This is a genomic window from Bartonella sp. SL320 (assembly GCF_059687635.1).
The window spans coordinates 1,455,777-1,475,187 of sequence record NZ_CM185143.1; the positions used below are offsets into that span (position 1 = coordinate 1,455,777).

The 19,411-nt window shown below is 38.3% G+C and carries 19 protein-coding genes and 1 pseudogene; 4 read left to right on the top strand and 16 right to left on the bottom strand.

All coding sequences use genetic code 11. The features are described from left to right. Positions 1-119: 119 nt before the first annotated feature. Entirely contained in the window at positions 120-791 is a 672-nt protein-coding gene (locus AC6ER8_RS06030) for a DUF421 domain-containing protein (RefSeq protein WP_497079644.1), read from the bottom strand. Positions 792-834: 43 nt separating this feature from the next. Beyond that, on the bottom strand, positions 835-2,343 hold the full coding sequence (gene cysS / locus AC6ER8_RS06035) for a cysteine--tRNA ligase (protein ID WP_497079646.1): 1,509 nt from the start codon (positions 2,341-2,343) through the stop codon (positions 835-837). Positions 2,344-2,815: 472 nt separating this feature from the next. Between cysS and AC6ER8_RS06040 the strand changes: the two genes are divergently transcribed. Next, complete coding sequence (locus AC6ER8_RS06040) at positions 2,816-3,217, top strand: TIGR02301 family protein (protein ID WP_497077818.1); 402 nt, start codon at positions 2,816-2,818, stop codon at positions 3,215-3,217. 368 nt (positions 3,218-3,585) lie between these two features. On the opposite strand, the gene AC6ER8_RS06045 is transcribed toward AC6ER8_RS06040, so the two are convergent. Further along, on the bottom strand, positions 3,586-4,914 hold the full coding sequence (locus AC6ER8_RS06045; RefSeq protein ID WP_497077819.1) for a dihydroorotase: 1,329 nt from the start codon (positions 4,912-4,914) through the stop codon (positions 3,586-3,588). Between the two features lie 64 nt (positions 4,915-4,978). On the opposite strand from AC6ER8_RS06045, the gene ygfZ reads away from it, so the two are divergent. Together ygfZ and AC6ER8_RS06055 are read left to right on the top strand one after the other, a co-directional pair. Then, the gene (gene ygfZ / locus AC6ER8_RS06050) at positions 4,979-5,830 is read left to right on the top strand and encodes a CAF17-like 4Fe-4S cluster assembly/insertion protein YgfZ (RefSeq protein WP_497077820.1); all 852 of its coding nucleotides are present in this window, start codon (positions 4,979-4,981) and stop codon (positions 5,828-5,830) included. A 14-nt stretch (positions 5,831-5,844) separates the two neighbouring features. Further along, the gene (locus AC6ER8_RS06055) at positions 5,845-6,462 is read left to right on the top strand and encodes a YfbR-like 5'-deoxynucleotidase (protein WP_497077821.1); all 618 of its coding nucleotides are present in this window, start codon (positions 5,845-5,847) and stop codon (positions 6,460-6,462) included. 755 nt (positions 6,463-7,217) lie between these two features. On the opposite strand, the gene panB is transcribed toward AC6ER8_RS06055, so the two are convergent. The 11 genes from panB to rpoZ all read right to left on the bottom strand — a co-directional run bounded on the left by panB (position 7,218) and on the right by rpoZ (position 16,621). Beyond that, positions 7,218-8,033, bottom strand: coding sequence for a 3-methyl-2-oxobutanoate hydroxymethyltransferase (panB, locus tag AC6ER8_RS06060; protein ID WP_497077822.1), 816 nt, complete (start codon positions 8,031-8,033; stop codon positions 7,218-7,220). Continuing rightward, positions 8,030-8,890, bottom strand: a complete 861-nt coding sequence (gene panC / locus AC6ER8_RS06065; protein ID WP_497077823.1) for a pantoate--beta-alanine ligase — start codon at positions 8,888-8,890, stop codon at positions 8,030-8,032. The genes panB and panC overlap by 4 nt, the downstream gene beginning before the upstream one ends. A 28-nt stretch (positions 8,891-8,918) precedes the next feature. Next, positions 8,919-9,665, bottom strand: a complete 747-nt coding sequence (recO, locus tag AC6ER8_RS06070; protein ID WP_497077824.1) for a DNA repair protein RecO — start codon at positions 9,663-9,665, stop codon at positions 8,919-8,921. Between the two features lie 10 nt (positions 9,666-9,675). Then, entirely contained in the window at positions 9,676-10,581 is a 906-nt protein-coding gene (gene era, locus AC6ER8_RS06075) for a GTPase Era (RefSeq protein WP_497079648.1), read from the bottom strand. Further along, positions 10,574-11,281 (bottom strand): ribonuclease III, encoded by a 708-nt coding sequence (gene rnc, locus AC6ER8_RS06080; RefSeq protein ID WP_497077825.1) that lies wholly within the window; start codon positions 11,279-11,281, stop codon positions 10,574-10,576. Before rnc ends, era begins: the two co-directional genes overlap by 8 nt. Continuing rightward, positions 11,262-12,074 (bottom strand): signal peptidase I, encoded by an 813-nt coding sequence (lepB, locus tag AC6ER8_RS06085; RefSeq protein WP_497077826.1) that lies wholly within the window; start codon positions 12,072-12,074, stop codon positions 11,262-11,264. Before lepB ends, rnc begins: the two co-directional genes overlap by 20 nt. 80 nt (positions 12,075-12,154) lie before the next feature. After that, on the bottom strand, positions 12,155-12,556 hold the full coding sequence (gene acpS / locus AC6ER8_RS06090; RefSeq protein ID WP_497077827.1) for a holo-ACP synthase: 402 nt from the start codon (positions 12,554-12,556) through the stop codon (positions 12,155-12,157). 20 nt (positions 12,557-12,576) lie between these two features. Further along, positions 12,577-13,167 carry a DUF2062 domain-containing protein gene (locus AC6ER8_RS06095; protein WP_497077828.1) on the bottom strand — a complete coding sequence of 197 codons (591 nt, stop codon included), beginning with the start codon at positions 13,165-13,167 and terminating at the stop codon, positions 12,577-12,579. A 93-nt stretch (positions 13,168-13,260) separates the two neighbouring features. Further along, positions 13,261-13,839: an orotate phosphoribosyltransferase gene (pyrE, locus tag AC6ER8_RS06100; protein WP_497077829.1), complete on the bottom strand. Its 579-nt coding sequence runs from the start codon at positions 13,837-13,839 to the stop codon at positions 13,261-13,263. Between the two features lie 16 nt (positions 13,840-13,855). Beyond that, a complete protein-coding gene (locus AC6ER8_RS06105; protein ID WP_497077830.1) occupies positions 13,856-16,078 on the bottom strand; it encodes a RelA/SpoT family protein in 2,223 nt (740 codons plus the stop codon). A gap of 144 nt (positions 16,079-16,222) precedes the next feature. Further along, entirely contained in the window at positions 16,223-16,621 is a 399-nt protein-coding gene (gene rpoZ, locus AC6ER8_RS06110) for a DNA-directed RNA polymerase subunit omega (RefSeq protein ID WP_497077831.1), read from the bottom strand. A gap of 561 nt (positions 16,622-17,182) precedes the next feature. Here rpoZ and AC6ER8_RS06115 point away from each other — a divergent pair. Further along, positions 17,183-17,851, top strand: a complete 669-nt coding sequence (locus AC6ER8_RS06115) for a uracil-DNA glycosylase (RefSeq protein ID WP_497077832.1) — start codon at positions 17,183-17,185, stop codon at positions 17,849-17,851. Between the two features lie 24 nt (positions 17,852-17,875). Here AC6ER8_RS06115 and smpB read toward each other — a convergent pair. Continuing rightward, a pseudogene (gene smpB / locus AC6ER8_RS06120) lies at positions 17,876-18,340 on the bottom strand (SsrA-binding protein SmpB); the annotation flags it as partial. Positions 18,341-18,369: 29 nt separating this feature from the next. Continuing rightward, entirely contained in the window at positions 18,370-19,254 is an 885-nt protein-coding gene (dapA, locus tag AC6ER8_RS06125) for a 4-hydroxy-tetrahydrodipicolinate synthase (protein WP_497077833.1), read from the bottom strand. Between the last annotated feature and the right edge of the window lie 157 nt (positions 19,255-19,411).

Here is a 19,411-nt window from a genome sequence, read left to right on the forward strand (position 1 = left end):
GCCTTTACTTCTCTATCATCCACACAAACAGGCAAAACACCCCCCTGTGTTATTTATATATTCATAGGTCCATCTCTTGTTACGCTTTTCGATAAGCTATACCTACTCGTTGTGTGAAGTTAGACTGTTTTTGAAAAAGGAACAAGAAATAATCCACGATACAGTTTATTATTTTGATCTGTCTTCTCATACCACTCTGCTGCAAATAAATTTTCAACTTTTACATGCTTTTTTTTCAATTCTGCATGAAGCCACTTTTTTGTTTTACCAATCTCTTTAAGACCATCATCAATAACCTCACCATTTTCCACGACAATCGTTGATTTTTTCCCCTCTTCCTTTTTAATAACAGTGCAATCACCATTGGTTTCCAAACGCACAAAAGCAGCTTCATGTAAGTGACATCCTTTAAGACGTAACATCGCAATAAGATCATTGATATTGATCCCTAAATTTTTAATCTTATCCATTTGAAAGGCTCCATCTAAAACCAATGTAACATTCCTCCCTGCAATAAGACGGCGAAAAAAAACTGAATAGCGTGCAAAAAGATTAAAAGAGGCAATCAAGGTTTGCCAAATCAATAAAACAAGCAATAATTGAATGCTGCTAATATTCTGGTTATAAATGACTCCTCCAATAATACCTCCCATGACAAAATTGCTGACCAAATCGATGGGTGTCATTTGCCTCAAACTCCCACGACCCGTTGTTCTTAAAATGAATAGGAAAGCAATAAGACCTACAGCCAGCTTAAGCGCGATATACCCGTAATGATCTAAAAATTCCATCATATTCTCCCTTTACTTTATGAGAACTGCTGGAATAGGGAAATTAGGATCGTTTTATTTCCCACATAGTTATACGCTCACCACTTTGCGGATCCTTACTATCTTTTAAGAGAATCCCCTCGGCTGCAAGCTCATCACGAATTGTATCCGCAGCGTCCCACTCTTTATTATGGATAAGCCGTAGTCTTTCGGCAATGCGCTGATCAATAAATTTTGAATCAAGCCATGTTTTTCTTATGAATAATGGACTGTCTATTTCTTTAATCCATTCTTGTCGTAATAGTCCTAATAAATTCATTCCATGAGCAAGAGCCAAAGCATCCCCTGCTTTATAAAATTTTCGCAAAAGCGTTAATGCTTTGGGCGTATTAAGATCATCACTAAGAGCATCTACTAAAGTATCATCAATCGTTTCATTGTTGTTTATTATATTCTTTTTACTGCGAAGCAGTTCATACCAACGATAAAGTTCACGGCTTGATTGTCTTAAACGCTGTGCGGTCCAATTTAATGGTTCACGATAATGCGTTTGAAGCATCGAAAAACGTGCAGACAAACCCGCCCAATTTTGCTTCATTTCATCGGCTAAAACACCATTAAATTCCCCCAAATTATTCTCTAAAACAGAACGAATGGTTATGAAGTTGCCAAAGCTTTTCGACATTTTTTTGCCTTCAACTTGTAAAAAGCCGTTATGCATCCAAAAATTAGCCATTCGTTCCGTCCCAAAAGCTGAACAACTTTGTGCTATCTCATTTTCATGGTGCGGAAAAATTAAATCAAGTCCACCACCATGGATATCAAAAATATTCGCCGTTGGATCATCACAAGTTAAACCACCGCCATAGGGCGCTAATAACTTTGCCATTGACATGGCAGAACACTCAATATGCCAACCTGGACGACCTAAAACAGGTATGCCTCCCGGCGATTCCCAACCTGGCTCTCCTTCCGCAGAAGGTTTCCATAAAACAAAATCCATCTCCTCTCGTTTATAAGCAGCAACATCAATACGCGCCCCTGCCCTCATTTCATCTAAAGAACGATTGGCAAATGCACCATAATAGGGAGGATTTTTTATGCTGCTTATAGAAAATAATATATGATTTTCCGCTTTATAAGCGTGCCCCTTTTCAAGCAACCTTTCAATGAGCGCGCGCATCTCCTCTAAATGCTCAGTTGCACGTGGCTGGCTGGTTGGCAATAAACACCCCAGCGCTATTGTGTCTTGTTGAAACTGGGCATATGTACGTTCTGTTAATTGACGAATAGCGTCATTGAATGACAAATTTGGATATTCGTGGGCGGCTCGTGCATTAATTTTATCATCGACATCGGTAATATTACGCGCATAAAGAACATGATCATTACCATAAACATGACGCAATAAGCGAAATAAAACATCAAAAACAATGACAGGACGTGCATTTCCTATATGCGCATAATCATAAACTGTTGGACCACAAACATAAAGACGCACTTTTGTCGGATCGATTGGTATAAAATTTTCTTTTTTTCGTGTCAGCGTATTATAAAATCGCAACTCTTTCATCATTATACTCCGTGAACGATATGATGTGCCGCCCTTTTAGATGTCTCTTATCTCAAATGATCGTATTATGCAGTTTAGAGTAAAAACTTTTATTTTATATAAAATTCTTCTTCCCCAATTGTCTCGAAACTGTATTCATCATTTATCATAAAAACACTCTCTTTTATTTAATTAAAAGCATTTGATTTGATAAAGATCTTATTCCTCCTTAAGAAAAGGAGCCTTAGAAACAATTCCATAAACTATACAGTTTGAATTTATATGAAAAGGAACAAAACCTAAATTTTTAACCACACAGAGTTTCATCCGTCTTTTCAATATTTCACAATGGGTTTCTTACGGTCTCTTACGCCCTATATTTTATAAGCAATCATTGAGAATAACGTCGCAATTACTCTATTTTTAGACATCATTTTCATGACATAATTATTTTATTTGTACAGAGTTTTATTCAAAGAAAGTAATAAAAATAATGCGTAATAGATTGATGAACATTATTATTTTAATATTTCTTATCATTTCAATGCCAGTCTTTGCGCAACAATCTCCACCTTATGAAAAAAAACTCCTTCGCCTCGCAGAAATTTTGGGATCCCTGCATTCCCTCCAAAGTCTTTGCGAGTCCCCAACAAACCAATGGTATGATTATATGAACGCACTGATTGAAGCAGAACACCCCACCCCACAAAGACGCGCTTATTTTTATGAAGCATTTAATGAAGCCTATCTTGCTTTTTCTGAAAATTATCATCATTGTACACAAGCAGCCATTGAAGCTAATCAAAGATACATTGAAGAGGGAAGAACTTTATCTGAAAACCTTCTCACGCATTATAACAGCGAACCTGTAAAAAAATATCTCCCTCACTTTTAGTAATATCAACGATGCCGCCTTTATAAATGCAAAGATCAGTAAGCTGTCTTCTCAAAAGAGAGTAACTTTTGAAGAATAATTTTTATTCTTATGAGAGTTTTTTCTCTATATCGTTCTTTATCCTCCTTCCTGCGTTTTAAGGATAAAAATTCCTACCCCATACCAATGTAAAAGTCCGAATTCTAGCAGATTTCCCCCCGATACCCCCTCATGCAATTTGCTTCATTAACACTCTAGAAAAAAGCCTAAAGACATTCATTAGACACTGAACAAACATTTATGTGTCAAGAAATCTGATATGCCTTAATATCGCATCACTGCTCTAAAAGATGGTGTTTTTAGCATAAGTAAGATAAAATTTATGCTGTCTACACCAAAGTTTCTATGAATTTAACCGGTTCTCCTTGTGAAGGTGTGACAATTTCACCTTCCCACATAACGCGCATACCACGGATAATTGTTCCAACAGGCCAACCTTTAACCTTTTGACCATCATAAGGTGTCCAACCGGCACGCGAACCAATCAGGGCATTCGTAATGACTTCTTCCCGTTGAAGATCAACAATCGTCAAATCAGCATCATATCCAACAGCAAGACGTCCTTTACAACTTATACCAAAAATACGACTAGGACTATGTGAAGTGAGATCAACAAAACGCTCAAGAGACATTTTTCCTGCATTCACATGTGTCAACATAATGGCTGCTGTTGTTTGCACTCCTGTCATTCCTGAAGGCGAAGAAGGATAAGGTTGAAGCTTTTCTTCAAGGGTATGTGGCGCATGATCAGAACCTAAAACATCAATAATCCCCTGTTGAACACCATACCAAAGAGCTTCACGATGACGTGGCTCACGAATAGGTGGATTCATCTGAATTAATGTACCAAATTGCTTATAATCATCAGCCGTGAGCGTTAAATGATGATGTGTCACTTCAATTGTTGCAACATCTTTATGTTTTTTTAGAAAATCAATTTCTTCTTCTGTTGAAAGGTGTAACACATGAATGCGTGCCTTCGTTTCATGCGCAATTTTTACCAAACGTTGTGTACACTTTAACGCCGCAATCTCATCACGCCAAACGGGATGTGATGATGCATCCCCTTCAATACGCAGTATTTTACGCTCTTTGAGCCTTTCCTCATCTTCTGAATGAAAAGCTGCACGACGGCGTGTGTTTTGCAAAATAAGACGTACACTTTCATCATCATCGACCAAAAGATCACCTGTAGAAGACCCCATAAAGACTTTAATTCCAGCTGCACCAGGAAGTCTTTCTAATTCAGAGAGTTCATGGGCATTTTCACGCGTTCCTCCAACCCAAAATGCAAAATCACAATGCATGCGATGAAATCCGCGCTTAACCTTATCCCTTAATGTATCTTCTGATGTTGTTAATGGATTGGTGTTCGGCATTTCAAAGACTGCTGTAACTCCCCCTAACACAGCAGAATATGAACCACTTTCCAAATCTTCCTTATGTTCATTGCCTGGTTCACGAAAATGTACTTGGCTATCAATAATTCCCGGCAAAATATGCAGTCCCGTACAATCAATCACCTCACCGGCCGAAGCATATGTGAGGTCGCCAATTTCAGCAATACGGCCATTTGTAACACCAATATCACGCTTGCTTCTTCCATCATGGTTCACAACTGTTGCACCTTTAAAAATTGTATCAAATGTTTTAAACATAGCCACGCTCCTTACATATTGCTCACTTATCGATTAGGTAACTTTGAGCAGAAAGGCAAGAACCATGATTGAAAAACAAAATGCCATTTGCTTAAAAAATCGCGGAATTATTCAAGTTATAGGCGAAGAAGCAACAGATTTTCTGCAATCTCTAATTACAACAGATGTAAAAAAAATCGGCCCCAAAGAAGTTTTTCCTGGGGCTCTTTTATCTCCACAAGGAAAGATTCTTTCTGATTTTCTTATCGGTAAAAGAGAGGAAGGTTATTTTATTGATATTGAGATGTCTTTGGCCGATACACTCTATAAGCGTCTGTTGCTCTATAAACTGCGTAAAAAAGTAGAAATTATACAACCATTACAAGAGCTTGTCACAGTTTCTTGGAAAAATGAATCAGATAGTTTAAATTTTGATTCAAATTTTGTTGATAAACGCTTCCCACAACAAGAAAAAATAATGCGAATCTACGGCAAAGTTTCGTTTTTAACTTCAGAAGATTATGATACATGGAATCAATTGCGTATTCGTTATGCGATTGCGGAAAGTGGTCAAGACTATGAAGTCGGAAAAGTCTTTCCTCATGATATTAATTACGATCAAATCAATGGACTTGCATTCAACAAAGGATGTTATATTGGACAAGAAATTGTTTCACGAATGCACCACCGCCGTGCAGCACGACGCCGTATTTTAATTGTAAAAGGCCAGTATGATCTTCCCCCTCAAGCAAATATTGAAGCAGGAACAAAAGTACTTGGGCACTTGGGAACATGTGTTGGAAATGAAGCTCTTGCTTTAATGCGTATTGACCACGTCAAAGATGCTATGGATCAAAATATCCCCTTTACTGTAAAAAATATTCCTGTCACCATACATATTGCTGAAAATATGGATTTTACCTTTCCTGAAAATTAAGATAGAAAATACGTATGGCTAAAGCTGAACTATTAAAAAGTGGAGAAGCACGCGCTTGGCAAAGAATGCTCTCTGGACGCAGACTCGATCTTCTCAATCCTTCTCCTTTTGATATTGAAATTGAAGATATTGCCCATGGACTTGCCCGCGTGGCCCGTTGGAATGGTCAAACACGAGGAGATCATGCCTATTCTGTTGCCCAACATTCACTTTTGGTTGAACAAATATTTCAAAAACTTTTCCCACAAGCAGGGAGCACCGAATGTCTTTATGCGCTTCTTCATGATGCACCAGAATACGTCATCGGTGATATGATTTCACCCTTTAAAGCTGTCATAGGAAAACAATATGAATGCATCGAAAAGCGCATTCAAGATGCTATTCACATGCGCTTTTCTCTTTCTGTTGATCTTTCTCAAAAACTTTTAAAAAAAATTAAACAAGCTGACCGTATCGCAGCATATTATGAAGCGATCACGCTTGCTGGATTTAAGACAGAAGAAGCCGTTCGCTATTTTGGCTCTCCCAATAATATTGTACCGGATGATCTTCATTTACACCCCTCCTCTACACAACAAATTGAAAACGCATTTTTAACGCGCTTTAATGACTTGGATACCCAAAGATCATAGATCTCTTCGCATTATTTATTCTTGTCATTATAGCTGAATATATATCGTTTTTTTCCATTTATGGCGCAAAAGTTCTTATAAAAAATAAAGCTGAGTATCCTTATTATTCTTCTACAATTACCGCCCTTATATCCTATCAATTAAAAAACATCATCGAAGCCAAAGTTTTTTACACCCAACGAAGAGCCTTTTAAAAAAAACTCCGTAACCATTTACCAATAACCTATAAAGTCAATATACTGATTTATAATAATAATTTATTATTTTTTTTGTTTATATTGAATCAATCAAACCATTTTCTTACACATCTAAGCGGAGAGAGTTATGTGAATAAAACTATACAAGAAAGAACTAAAAATGCCTCTTATGGACCGCCTCAAGTACTAAGCACTGCCGCAACATTGAAAGTTGGTAAAATGTGTAATGGAACCAGCTTACTCTTTTGTGAAACGTAAAGATGACGGTAATTAACAAATTTTATATACTTCATAGAGACTTTATCGTTATAATCGTTATGCTATTTACAAGTGCTGTCACGAAATGGGATTGGGGATCTTAAGAAAGTTTTTTTAAAGCGCGCAAATTAGCATGCCAATGGCGTTTCTCTTTTGCATGAAAAGCATGTTCCAATTAAAGAAAAAAGCAATGAGAGAAATCACAATTCAAATGACATACAAAAATATACGAAACACTCCCCATTTATTATCGAAACAACAAATGTGCTATTCTCAAACTTTTTATCTTAAACTGAACATCTATTTCAGTTTATAAACTTCATTATCCGCTGGAAAAGCACGGGATGTAACATCCTCTGCGTAGTTTTTGATTGCAGTTTCCATGGCTTGTTCAAGGTCTCCATAACGACGTACAAATTTTGGCACATGAGCACCATAGCCCAGCATATCTTCCATCACCAACACTTGTCCATCACATTGACTGGATGCACCAATACCGATGGTTGGAATAGAAAGCTTTTCTGTCAGTTTTACCGCTAAAGGCTCGACAATCCCTTCTAAAACAACAGCAAAAGCACCAGCCTCTTCAATTGCAATCCCATCATCTTCAATTTTCTGCCAATCACTCTCTTTACGTCCTTGTGTCTTAAAACCACCAAAACGATTCACCGCTTGGGGTGTGAGACCAATATGCCCCATCACTGGAATACCTCGTTTACATAAAAAATCTATTGTTTCGGCGATATAAGCACCACCTTCAAGCTTAACGGCCCCACATCCCGTTTGTGCCAGAACACGCGATGCATTAACAAAAGCCTGCTCTTTACTTTCTTCATAAGAGCCAAAAGGCATATCAATAACGACAAGAGCTTTTTGAGACCCACGCACCACAGCCTGCCCGTGTAAAATCATCATATCCAAATTAACAGGAAGTGTTGTCTCAAAGCCATATACCACCATACCAACGCTATCACCAACCAAAAGAATATCGCAATAGGGATCAGCAATCCGCGCCGTATAAGCTTGATAAGCTGTTAAAGAAACAATTGGCTGTTGTCCTTTTCTTTCACGTATTTGAGAAGATGTTATACGCCTTACAGTTTTATGTATACTCATTTTCCGCCCTTTTCTTGCAATATATATTGATCAATAAGCCTTACTTCACCAAAACGAACCGTAAGCAATAAAACTGCCGGTCTATTCAACTTTCCTTTGACCGCATGCAAAGTTTTCATATCGCGTAAATCTATTGCTTCAATGATGGCACGCGTTTCTTGTTGTAAAATATTACGAACAGTTTTGCATAACTTATCAACCGACCGTTCACCTTCATGGTAAAGCTTTTCAGCAGCTTTTCCACTTTCAGGAATAATTTTGGCAGCTTTACGATCTTCTAAGGTTAAAAGTTTATTCCGTGAAGAGTGCGCAACACCATCTGCTTCACGTAAAATAGGAACGCCAACAATTTCAACAGGAAAAGCTAGATCTTCAACCATACGCCGAATAATTAAAATTTGTTGAAAATCCTTTTCTCCAAAAAAAGCCTTATCGGGTTGAACAATATTAAAAAGCTTAGCAACAACGCTTGTTACACCACAAAAGTGCCCTGGACGTAATTTTCCCATCAAAATACGTGATAATTTTTTTACCTCTACAATCGTATCATTTCCCAAGGGCCACATTTCTTCCACGGAAGGCGCAAAAACATATTCAACACCCGCTTTTTTTAATAAAGCACAATCGCTTTTCAAATCTCTTGGATATTGAGCAAAATCCTCATGGGGTCCAAATTGCTTTGGATTAACAAAAATAGAAACCAATACACGGTCACACATTGCTTTTGCACGCTGTACTAATGCCAGATGCCCCTCATGGAGTGCTCCCATTGTTGGAACAAAGCCAATTGAAAAGCCTAAATGCCGTTCCTGTGAAATATATTGGCGAACTTCCGCAATTGTCTCTAAAACTTTCATTTTTCCATTCTATTCAATTATGATCAGATCAACAAATAAAGGCTTGTATACCAAATCGACGCTCAAACAACTGTATCAAATTCATACGCACCGATGGCTGTTTGATATCTCGTGGCTCCCAGACATGACGCATAAGAAAAAAACCCGTTAAGTTAAAACCGTCCATTATATCCCTAAAATCAGCAGGACGGATTGCTCTTTGCACAAGAAACTGTGGAAGAATGAGAAGCTTTTTTTTCCAAGGCTCCCCTGCTTCTTCACAAACAGCCCGTCCAGATTTTGGCGATACGTAATAAAGCTTTTCTTGGCGACCTGTGGCAGCACAACAAGATAAATCAAGACCAAAACCAAGTTCTTCAAGAAGCCGCATTTCAAAGCGCACCAACAATTCCGCATTGACAAATGGTTCATCACAATTCTGCATAAAAAGGTGTAAAATATCGTATAAGACAGGGTGCGGATCACGCTCGGGAAGAAGCCGTAAATGAAAAGCAATCAATTGCAAAGCATAAAGTGCTTCCGGTAGACAAATTAATCGCGCCGCATGTAAATCAAGCGCCTCAAGGCGAAAAAGCCCTAAATGTTCTTCTAAACGCGCACACCATTCAGCCTCCACAAAATTTCCCGGCTGAAGAAGAGCAGCCATACGACGCGAACGCCCCCCTTTTACCACCCCCATATAACGACCATGCTCGCGCGTCATAATCTCAAGAATAACACTTGTTTCACCATATTGGCGTGCCCCAAGAATAACAGCTTGCTCTTTCCACTTCATTTTATTTTAATTATTTCAAAAAATCCAATCCCATTTCACGATAACGTTCTGGATCGGTATCCCAATTATTGCGCACTTTCACAAAGAGAAAAAGATGAACCTTTTGGTCCATAATTTCCATGAGTTCCTTGCGTGCTGCTTGACCAATCGTTTTAATTGTATCGCCTTTTGAGCCTAAAACAATTTTCCTCTGACTCTCACGCTCTACATAAATAACTTGATTAATTTTAACAGAACCATCTGAACGCTCTTCAAAACTTTCTGTTTCAACCGTGGAAGAATAAGGAAGCTCATCATGAAGGCGAAGAAAAAGTTTTTCACGCGTAATTTCTGCAGCGAGATGACGCATAGGCATATCAGAAATTTGATCTTCCGGATAATACCATGGCCCCTCCTGCATCATGTTACTCAACGCATGAAGTAAATCCTTGCAACCAGAACCGTTTAGAGCAGAAATCATAAATGTTTGCGCAAATTTCACACGTTCATTTATTTGAGTGGTTAATGCTAGAAGAGATGATTTAACAACAGTATCAACCTTATTGAGAACAAGAATTTTTTCTTGTTTCATATTGTTTACAATATCTAACATCATAGCAACTTCATCTGAAAGACCACTTTGAGCGTCGATTAAAACAAGAAGAACATCAGCGCTTTTAGCCCCTCCCCAAGCCGCAGAGACCATGGCACGTTCTAAACGCTTATGAGGACGAAAAACACCCGGTGTATCGACTAACACAATTTGCACATCATCATGAATGACAATGCCGCGGATTAAAGTTCGTGTTGTTTGTACTTTATGCGTTACAATTGAAACTTTTGTTCCAACCAATTGATTAACCAAAGTCGATTTACCGGCATTTGGCATCCCAATAAGCACAACAAATCCAGAACGGGTTTTCATAACGTCACTCATGATCATTTTTTTCCACGTTTTTCCATACCCCCTCTCGTCTCAAAACTTTTTCAGCGGCCATTCTTTCGGCATATCTTTTAGAACTTCCCTGCCCAATCTCTGAAGCAAAACCTGAAATACTGACCTCTACCATAAAAACAGGATCGTGATCTGGGCCTGAACGTTTGATAACCTGATAATGTGGTTGTGCATTGCCTTGGATATGCGCCCATTCTTGTAATTCCGTCTTGGCATCACGCCGACCAGCATCCATTTTCTTTGCCCGACTTTGCCAATATTTTTGAATAAAGGGACGAACGCTTTCCAATCCTCCCTCTAGATAAATCACGGCAATCAAAGCTTCCACGACATCTGCATGCATATTGATGAGTCGACGTCTTGCAAAACTTTTCATCTCAAAACCAACATGGATCATATCAGGAAGCCTCATTTCGCGCGCAATATCAGCACATGTCTGCGCATTAACCAAATGATTTAAACGGACTGATAATTCACCTTCACTTGCCTGGGGGAAAAGTTGATAGAGCATCTCTGCAATCAAAAGCCCTAAAACTCGATCACCTAGAAACTCTAACCGTTCATAATTTCCCTGTTCCGAATCTTGTACACTTGCATGGGTTAATGCTCTTTTTAATCTCTCTTCATCTTTAAAACGATGCCCCGTCAGCTTGAAAAGCTGATCAATCATGAGACGTTTCATCGTTGTTTCCTTGCTTGATAAGCGGCAAATCATGAACCGTATTTATGAAAGAAAACAAACGTTTCCAACGCACATCAAATGGCCAACGCCAAATCTGCCAAGCACTTGAACCGTTACTGATAGAAAAGAAAATTATGCTCGCGCGACCAATAAGATTTTCTTCTGGAACATAGCCTACATCCAAACGACTATCATCCGAATTGTCGCGGTTATCACCCATCATAAAATAATGTCCCTGAGGAACTTCAAAGACTTTTGTATCATCAACTTTTGGGATAAAAGCTAAATCAAGCGTATCATAGCTAACACCATTGGGCAGTGTCTCACGATAGACCTCAACGGGATAATTCACTTCCGTTATATCAGAATTATCAATCTCCCCCATAAAGTGACGTGAAACAGCCTCATCATTAATATAAAGGACACTTTGACGAACTTGTATACGATCACCTGGTAGCCCAACAACGCGTTTTATATAATCGATCTTTGGATTACTTGGTAAACGAAAAACGACCACATCTCCACGTTGAGGTTGGGATGCCCAAATACGTCCAGAAAAAAGAGGCGGAGAAAAAGGGAGGGAAAAATGAGAATACCCATATGCATACTTAGAAACAAACAGATAATCCCCCACCAATAAAGTAGGACGCATTGAACCAGAAGGAATACTAAAAGGCTGAAAAAAAAGTGTCCGAATAAACGCTGCTAAAAGCAGAGCCTGTATTAAAACAGAAATTAATTCAAGAATCCCACCTTTTTTTTCTTTTTTATGCACTTTATCTTTTTGGATCATCACCAACTGCCTTCTCATCACAAATATAACTTATTTTCATCATAATATTCAAATAACAAAAGTACAATCTCTCATGCTATCTATCCACGTGGAAGTGCTTCGATAATAACAAATGCCTGCGCCCAAGGAAAATCATCCGTTATGCTAAGATGAATAACCGCATCATGATGCGGAGGTAATAACTTTTGAAGTTGCATTTGCGCACGATTTGTTAATTCCATGACTGGTTTACCAGATGGCAAATTCACTACGCCTATGTCTTTCCAATTGATACCACAAGCGATTCCCGTTCCTAAGGCTTTAGCACACGCTTCTTTAGCAGCAAATCTTTTCGCATAAGAAAAAGATTTTTTTTTAAGACTTTCGGATCTATTCCTTTCAATATCCGTAAAAATACGTTGGATAAAACGCTCGCCATAACGAACCAACATTTTTTCAATACGTCGTATATCAACTAAATCATTTCCAAGACCAACAATCATAAGATATTACCCGATCTTTCTTAAGATGAACGCTTCTTTAAACGCCTTTTTTTTATAATCTTTTGATAGCGCTTTTGTTTAAAACGAGCCGTTGCTCTGTAAACACCTATATAAGATAAACCACCAAAAACAACACCTAAAAGAGTTCCACCTAAAATCATAGGACTCATAATTGTGTCCCATGCACCTTTAAAAAGAAGAGAGAAATTGGACACTTTAAAACCATTAAACAGAGCACGAATTTGAGAAAGCGAAGTCTCATGGACATCGCTAAAAAGCGATAAACAAAAATATCCTACTTTATAATCAGCCATAGCAATCAATAAAAATGTGAGTGGATTAGAAAAAACCGTCCCGATGATTGCAGCCGCAAAGTTTGCACGCAAAAGCCAAGAAAGAAATATTGCCAAGATGATATGCACCCCGAAAACAGGAGAACAGGCTAAAAAAATGCCAATAGCAAACCCTAACGCAACTTCATGCGGTGTTGCCGATATACGCAAAATACGTTTATAGATGTAAGAAAATGAGCGAGAAAATGAACGACGTGGCCATAACCAAAGTCTAATACGCGTTACAAAATCAATTGGTTTTCTACGACGAAAAAGCATATAACTCTCATATACACATCTTTTGATGATGAAATAATCTACATCATCCAAATTAATCTTTTTAAGCTTTTGCATAAAAAAATAGAAAGACAGTTAGATATTTCGACTGCCCGGTTTAATCGCTGGAAGAACAGAAAGATCCGCAGGAAGTGCATCACTCGCATAAGAAGCTATCTCGTATTCAGCAAGCGCAATCAACGCAACACCAACATCCGCCTTACCACCAGAACGATCAAGGATACATGCTCCTGCCAATACCTCTGCTCCTACTGCTGACAAAGCCTCAACAGTCTCACGAATAGAAAGACCCGTTGTCACAATATCTTCGACAATAACAACCCGTGCCCCCTTCTTGATTTCAAAACGACGCAATTCAAAGATTCCATTGACACGCTCCACCCAAAGAGAAGGAACACCAAGGTGACGCGAAGTTTCATAGGAAGGAATAAGACCACCAATTGCAGGACCAACGACATAATCAATTTTTCCTTCAATAGATTTTTTGATTTTTTCAGCCAATCCACGACAAAGCTTTTCCGTCAAGTCAGCATGCATAAACACTTTTGCCTTTTGCATATAAATCGCACTATGGCGCCCCGATGTTAAAATAAAATGCCCTTCTAAAATAGCATCTGCTTGTTTAAAAATATCAATAACATCTTGTGTATTCATTGCAAAATCTTTCTTGTTATCCATGAACCCGTCGTACTGTACTCACTGAATCTGCCTTTTTTAACTGAGAAAAAATACGATTCAAATGTTTTAAATCCCAAACTTCTAAATCAATCATTATTTCTGTAAAATCTGGTGCTGTACGAATAAAAGATAAGTTTTGGATATTCGCATCGTTAGCAGAAATTATTTGCGTAATTTCTGCTAAAGAACCGGGACTGTTTACAACCAAAATATTTATCCGTGCAGGAAAACGTTCATTCATTTGGGCATCAATATCCCAGCGGACATCAATCCACCGTTCTGGCTGATCATCATAGGCCATCAAAGCCGAAGACTGGATTGGATAAATAACGATTCCAGAGCCTGGTTGCATAATACCAACAATCCGATCTCCAGGTACAGCACCTTCTGGTGAAAAACGCACAGGTATATCTCCACGGGTTCCTCGAATAGGTAATGCTTTAGACTGATGATCCTCTATCGTCGCATCCTTCTCATTTTCTGGAACCTTAAAAATCATCCCTTGAGCATTTTCAATATTAAACCACCCTTCTTCCCCAGGCTTAAAAGATGACTTTTGTACCACACGCTCTTGATAATCAGGATAAACCGCTTTAATCACATCAGCCGAAAATAGTTCTCCACGCCCAACAGCGGCCAAGACATCCTCTACATCTTTACGTGCCAAACGTGGCAAAACTTTCTTCACAACATCTTTTGAAAATTGTTTCCCCATATATTCAAACGAACGCTCAAGAATACGATATCCTAAACCTGAATATTGCTTACGTACCGCTGCACGACTGGCGCGTCGAATGGCTGAACGCGCTTTCCCCGTGACAACAAGAAGTTCCCACGCGGCTGGCGGAATTTGAGCGTGTGAACGGATAATATCAACTTCATCACCATTTTTTAATTTAGTCATTAAAGGCATAATACGACCATTAATTTTTACGCCCACACAAGAGTTACCGATATCTGTATGGACAGCATAAGCAAAATCAATAGGCGTTGCGCCCTTAGGAAAAGCAATTAAGCGACCTTTTGGCGTAAAACAAAAAACTTGGTCTTGAAAAAGCTCAAGTTTTGTATGTTCTAAAAACTCTTCTGGATTATCTCCATCAGATAAAGATTGTATCGTTTGACGCAGCCATGCATAGGCATTCGTTTCGCTTGATAACTTTGAAGTCGAATAATTGGAACCTTGCTCTTTATATATGGAATGGGCAGCAACCCCATATTCAGCAACTTCATCCATGGCAGCCGTTCTAATTTGTAATTCAACGCGTTGTCTTGAAGGCCCCACAATAGTTGTATGAATAGAACGATAATCATTTTGCTTGGGAATAGAGATATAATCTTTAAAACGACCAGGAACCATTGGCCATGTCGTATGGATAACACCAAGAGCACGATAACAATCATTAACCGATTCAACAATCACACGAAATCCAAAAATATCCGATAACTGTTCAAAAGATAAGGCTTTACTTTCCATTTTGCGAAAGACTGAATAAGATTTTTTCTGACGGCTTTTAACATCTGCCTTAATGCCATGCTCAAAAAAAAGCTTTGTCAATTCATTTTCAATTGTGGAAAGCAAATCACGGTTGTGCTTCAATAATTCAGAAAGCCGATTGGTAATCGTACGATGACCTTCTGGATTTAAATAAAAAAAAGAGAGGTCCTCTAACTCTTCGCGCATATCCTGCATACCCATACGCCCCGCAAGTGGCGCATAAATATCCATCGTCTCCTCAGCAATGCGTCGACGTTTATCATCACGCATAACACCAAGAGTACGCATATTATGAAGGCGGTCTGCAAGTTTGACTAAAAGAACACGAACATCATCAGAAATGGCAATAAGAAGTTTACGAAGATTTTCTGCTTGTACAGCTTTTTTTGAGACAAGATCAAGCTTATTAAGCTTTGTAAGACCTTCAACCAACTTCCCAATTTCAGAACCAAAAAGTTGATCAATTTCTGCTCGTGTAGCGCTTGTATCTTCAATCGTATCATGCAAAAGAGCGACAGCAATCGTTGCTTCATCCAAACGCATATCTGTTAAAATAGAAGCAACTTCTAAAGGATGAGAAAAATAGAGATCACCCGAAGCACGCTTTTGATGTGCATGCTTTCTCATTGCATAATCATAGGCTCTGTTTAAAAGAGCCTCATCTACGTCAGACTTGTAACGCTGAACACGCTCAACAAGCTCACACTGACGCATCATACGAGTATATCCTTTATCTTTTCACACCTCTAATACCCATTGAACACATCTTATCAATAAAAGACAAGAAAAATAACAGCTTCTTACAGACAAAGTATCTTTATTCCTGTAATATGAACACTCCTGTAATATTCACTGGCGCAATTAATAATCGTCACTTTTTTCCGGAACAACCAAACCTTCTATACCCGCTAAAAGCTCTTCTTCTGTCATCTGATCAAATGAAGTGCCTTCTTCTTGCGATGATGTATTAAAAACATTTTCAGCTTCACTTGAATGGGTAATAAGTTCACTTGCCATTTCTGGCTCATCGACTTCCACATGCTTTTGCAGCGAATGAATAAGATCTTCCTTTAAATCAGCAGGCGACAATGTTTCCTCTGCTATTTCACGCAAAGCAACAACCGGATTTTTATCATTATCACGATCAACTGTAATCTGCGCTCCTTGTGAAATCTGACGCGCCCGATGACCTGCTAAAAGTACCAATTCAAAGCGGTTATCAACTTTATCAATACAATCTTCTACCGTTACGCGGGCCATTTATGCCTCTTTCTCAAATAAAAATTTAATAGCGGATACGAGGAGTATATACAATAATCAAAATAAAACACAAGGAAAACAATACAAACTTTCATATTTTTTGCTTAAAAAACTTAATTTGAGAAAATTCTTGGAAACTTTATAAAAAATGTATATCCTCTTCATGTTCGTTATAAAAACTGCTCTTAAAAGAACTTCAATAGACTGGATTCAAACAAAGGAAGGTGTTTCTTGAAAAAATATCTCTTTAAGAATCTTTATCCTTTTAAAAGGAATACCAACTCTTAAAAATTCTTTCCAATAACAACAGCCTTATACATGCTTTTTATGATTAATATATTTATGAAAACAGATTTTTTTGAACATTATGTGCATCGCACTCTTATTCATTCAATAAATGACTAAAAAATTGCCTCTCATTATATCATAATTAGCTATGAATTTATATTAAACTTTCTTCTAAAACAGTTTATTTATATTCTAGGTTGTTTATCCAAACATAACCCGTCATACACACCACAAAAGACTCGAAAGAATAAAGAATAATTGATGCTAAACGCCATGAATACCCCATTAACATCGCTTTGCCCAGAACCACCCCCAAATTGTAATTTATGCCCTAGGCTCCATCAGTTTATCGCTGACTGGCGTATGAAAGAACCAAATTGGTATAATGCACCGGTACGCCCTTTCTTTCCCTATAAAGGAGCAGAAACAACGCGTCTTCTCATTGTTGGTCTTGCTCCTGGATTGCGTGGAGCCAATCGAACTGGACGTCCATTTACGGGTGATTATGCTGGGCACTTACTTTATTCTACTTTAAAAAAATTCGGGTTTGCACAAGGCGTTTTTGAAGAAAGAGCAGACGATACTCTTGAACTGATTGATGCTGCAATCGTTAACTCTGTTCGTTGTGTTCCACCAGAAAACAAACCCACCAGTGTAGAAATTAACACGTGCCGCTCTTTCTTTTCGCCTCTTTTAACAAATCTTCCCAAACTCAAAGCCGTTATTACCTTAGGTACCATTGCACACCATTCAACGATACGCGCTCTTAATGCAAAAGTTTTAGCTCACCCTTTTGGACATGGTAAAATCAATAACATTGGAAGATTGCGCATCTTTTCAAGCTATCACTGTTCTCGTTATAATACGAATACTGGTCGCTTAACAGACGCTATGTTTCACCAAATTTTTCAAGCAGCAAAAACATACTTGGATCAATGTTAAATTAATAAAGGATATCCAAGCCGATCATCCATATCTTTTTAAAAGTCTTGCTTTTTCGCGTCCCCAATCACGTTTTTTTTCCGTTTCGCGCTTATCATGAAGTTTTTTTCCACGTGCTAGAGCAATCTCTAACTTAACACGTCCCCGTTCATTAAAATAAAGTTTGAGAGGAACAAGAGTCATTCCTTCACGAGATGTTGCATTAAAAAAGCGTGCCATCTCACGTTTTGAAAGTAATAACTTACGCAAACGTCGCGGCTCATGGTTAAAACGATTAGCCTGCGTATATTCAGGAATATAGCTGTTTACTAACCATAGTTCCCCATTTTCAAAACTCGCATAGCTTTCAGCAATATTTGCATGATTAGAACGTAAAGACTTTACTTCCGCTCCTTGAAGAACAATCCCCGCCTCAAGATTATTAAGGATTTCAAAATTAAAACGTGCTTTACGATTGTCAGCAATTATTTTCCGTACGGGCGCATTCTTTTTTTATTCATGGCTTTGTTAATATCATTTTACGCTTTTAAAAGACCAGCATGATTAAGAGCAGCATCAATAATCTTCTTTGTGCCCTCTGTTAATGGAACAATCGGAGAACGCACAGTCTCACCACAAAATCCTAATTTTGCAGCAGCATATTTAATACCGGCAGGACTCGGTTCAATAAATACCGCACGATTGAGAGGCATGAGACGATCATTTAATTCCCGTGCTGTTTTATAATCACCATGGAAACAAGCGGCTTGAAGCTCTGCACAAAGTTTTGGAGCAACATTGGAGGAAACCGAAATACAACCGACACCTCCATGAGCATTAAAACCTAATGCTGTGCAATCATCACCGGAAAGTTGCATAAAATCTTTGCCGCACTTTTCACTTTGTTCACTCACGCGCTCAATTCTGCTCGTTGCGTCCTTAACACCAATAATATTGCTAAAATCTTGATAAAGCTCTCGCATCGTTTCTACAGCCATATCGATAACAGAACGCCCCGGAATATTATAAATTATAATCGGAATAGAAACAGCTTTGGCAATGGAAGAAAAATGCTTATATAAACCTAACTGATTGGGCCTATTATAATAGGGGGTGACAACCAAAACGGCATCTGCACCAGCTTTTTGCGCATATTGTGCAAGCTCTATAGCCTCACTTGTGCTATTGGATCCTGCTCCAGCAACAACAGGAACACGCTTTGCAACCTGCCTAACACACAATTCTATAATTCGTTTATGTTCTTCATGGCTTAAAGTTGCTGATTCACCTGTTGTTCCAACAGGGCTTACACCGTTAATCCCTTGTGTGATCTGCCATTCAACAAAATCACAAAACGCTTTCTCATCAATTTCACCCTTATGATCAAACGGTGTAATGAGCGCAGTTATAGCTCCCTTGAGCATGATAAACTCCCTATAATGTTCGCTTTTATTCTTTTTAATAATCGCCTTTATAAACTTTAGATAGAGCATAATCTTGCTCTATCATTGGGGCAAGATGAATTTAAAAAAAAGCCCCCATAAGATAAACTTGCCTTTTCCTTGAATTTTGAACATTTCT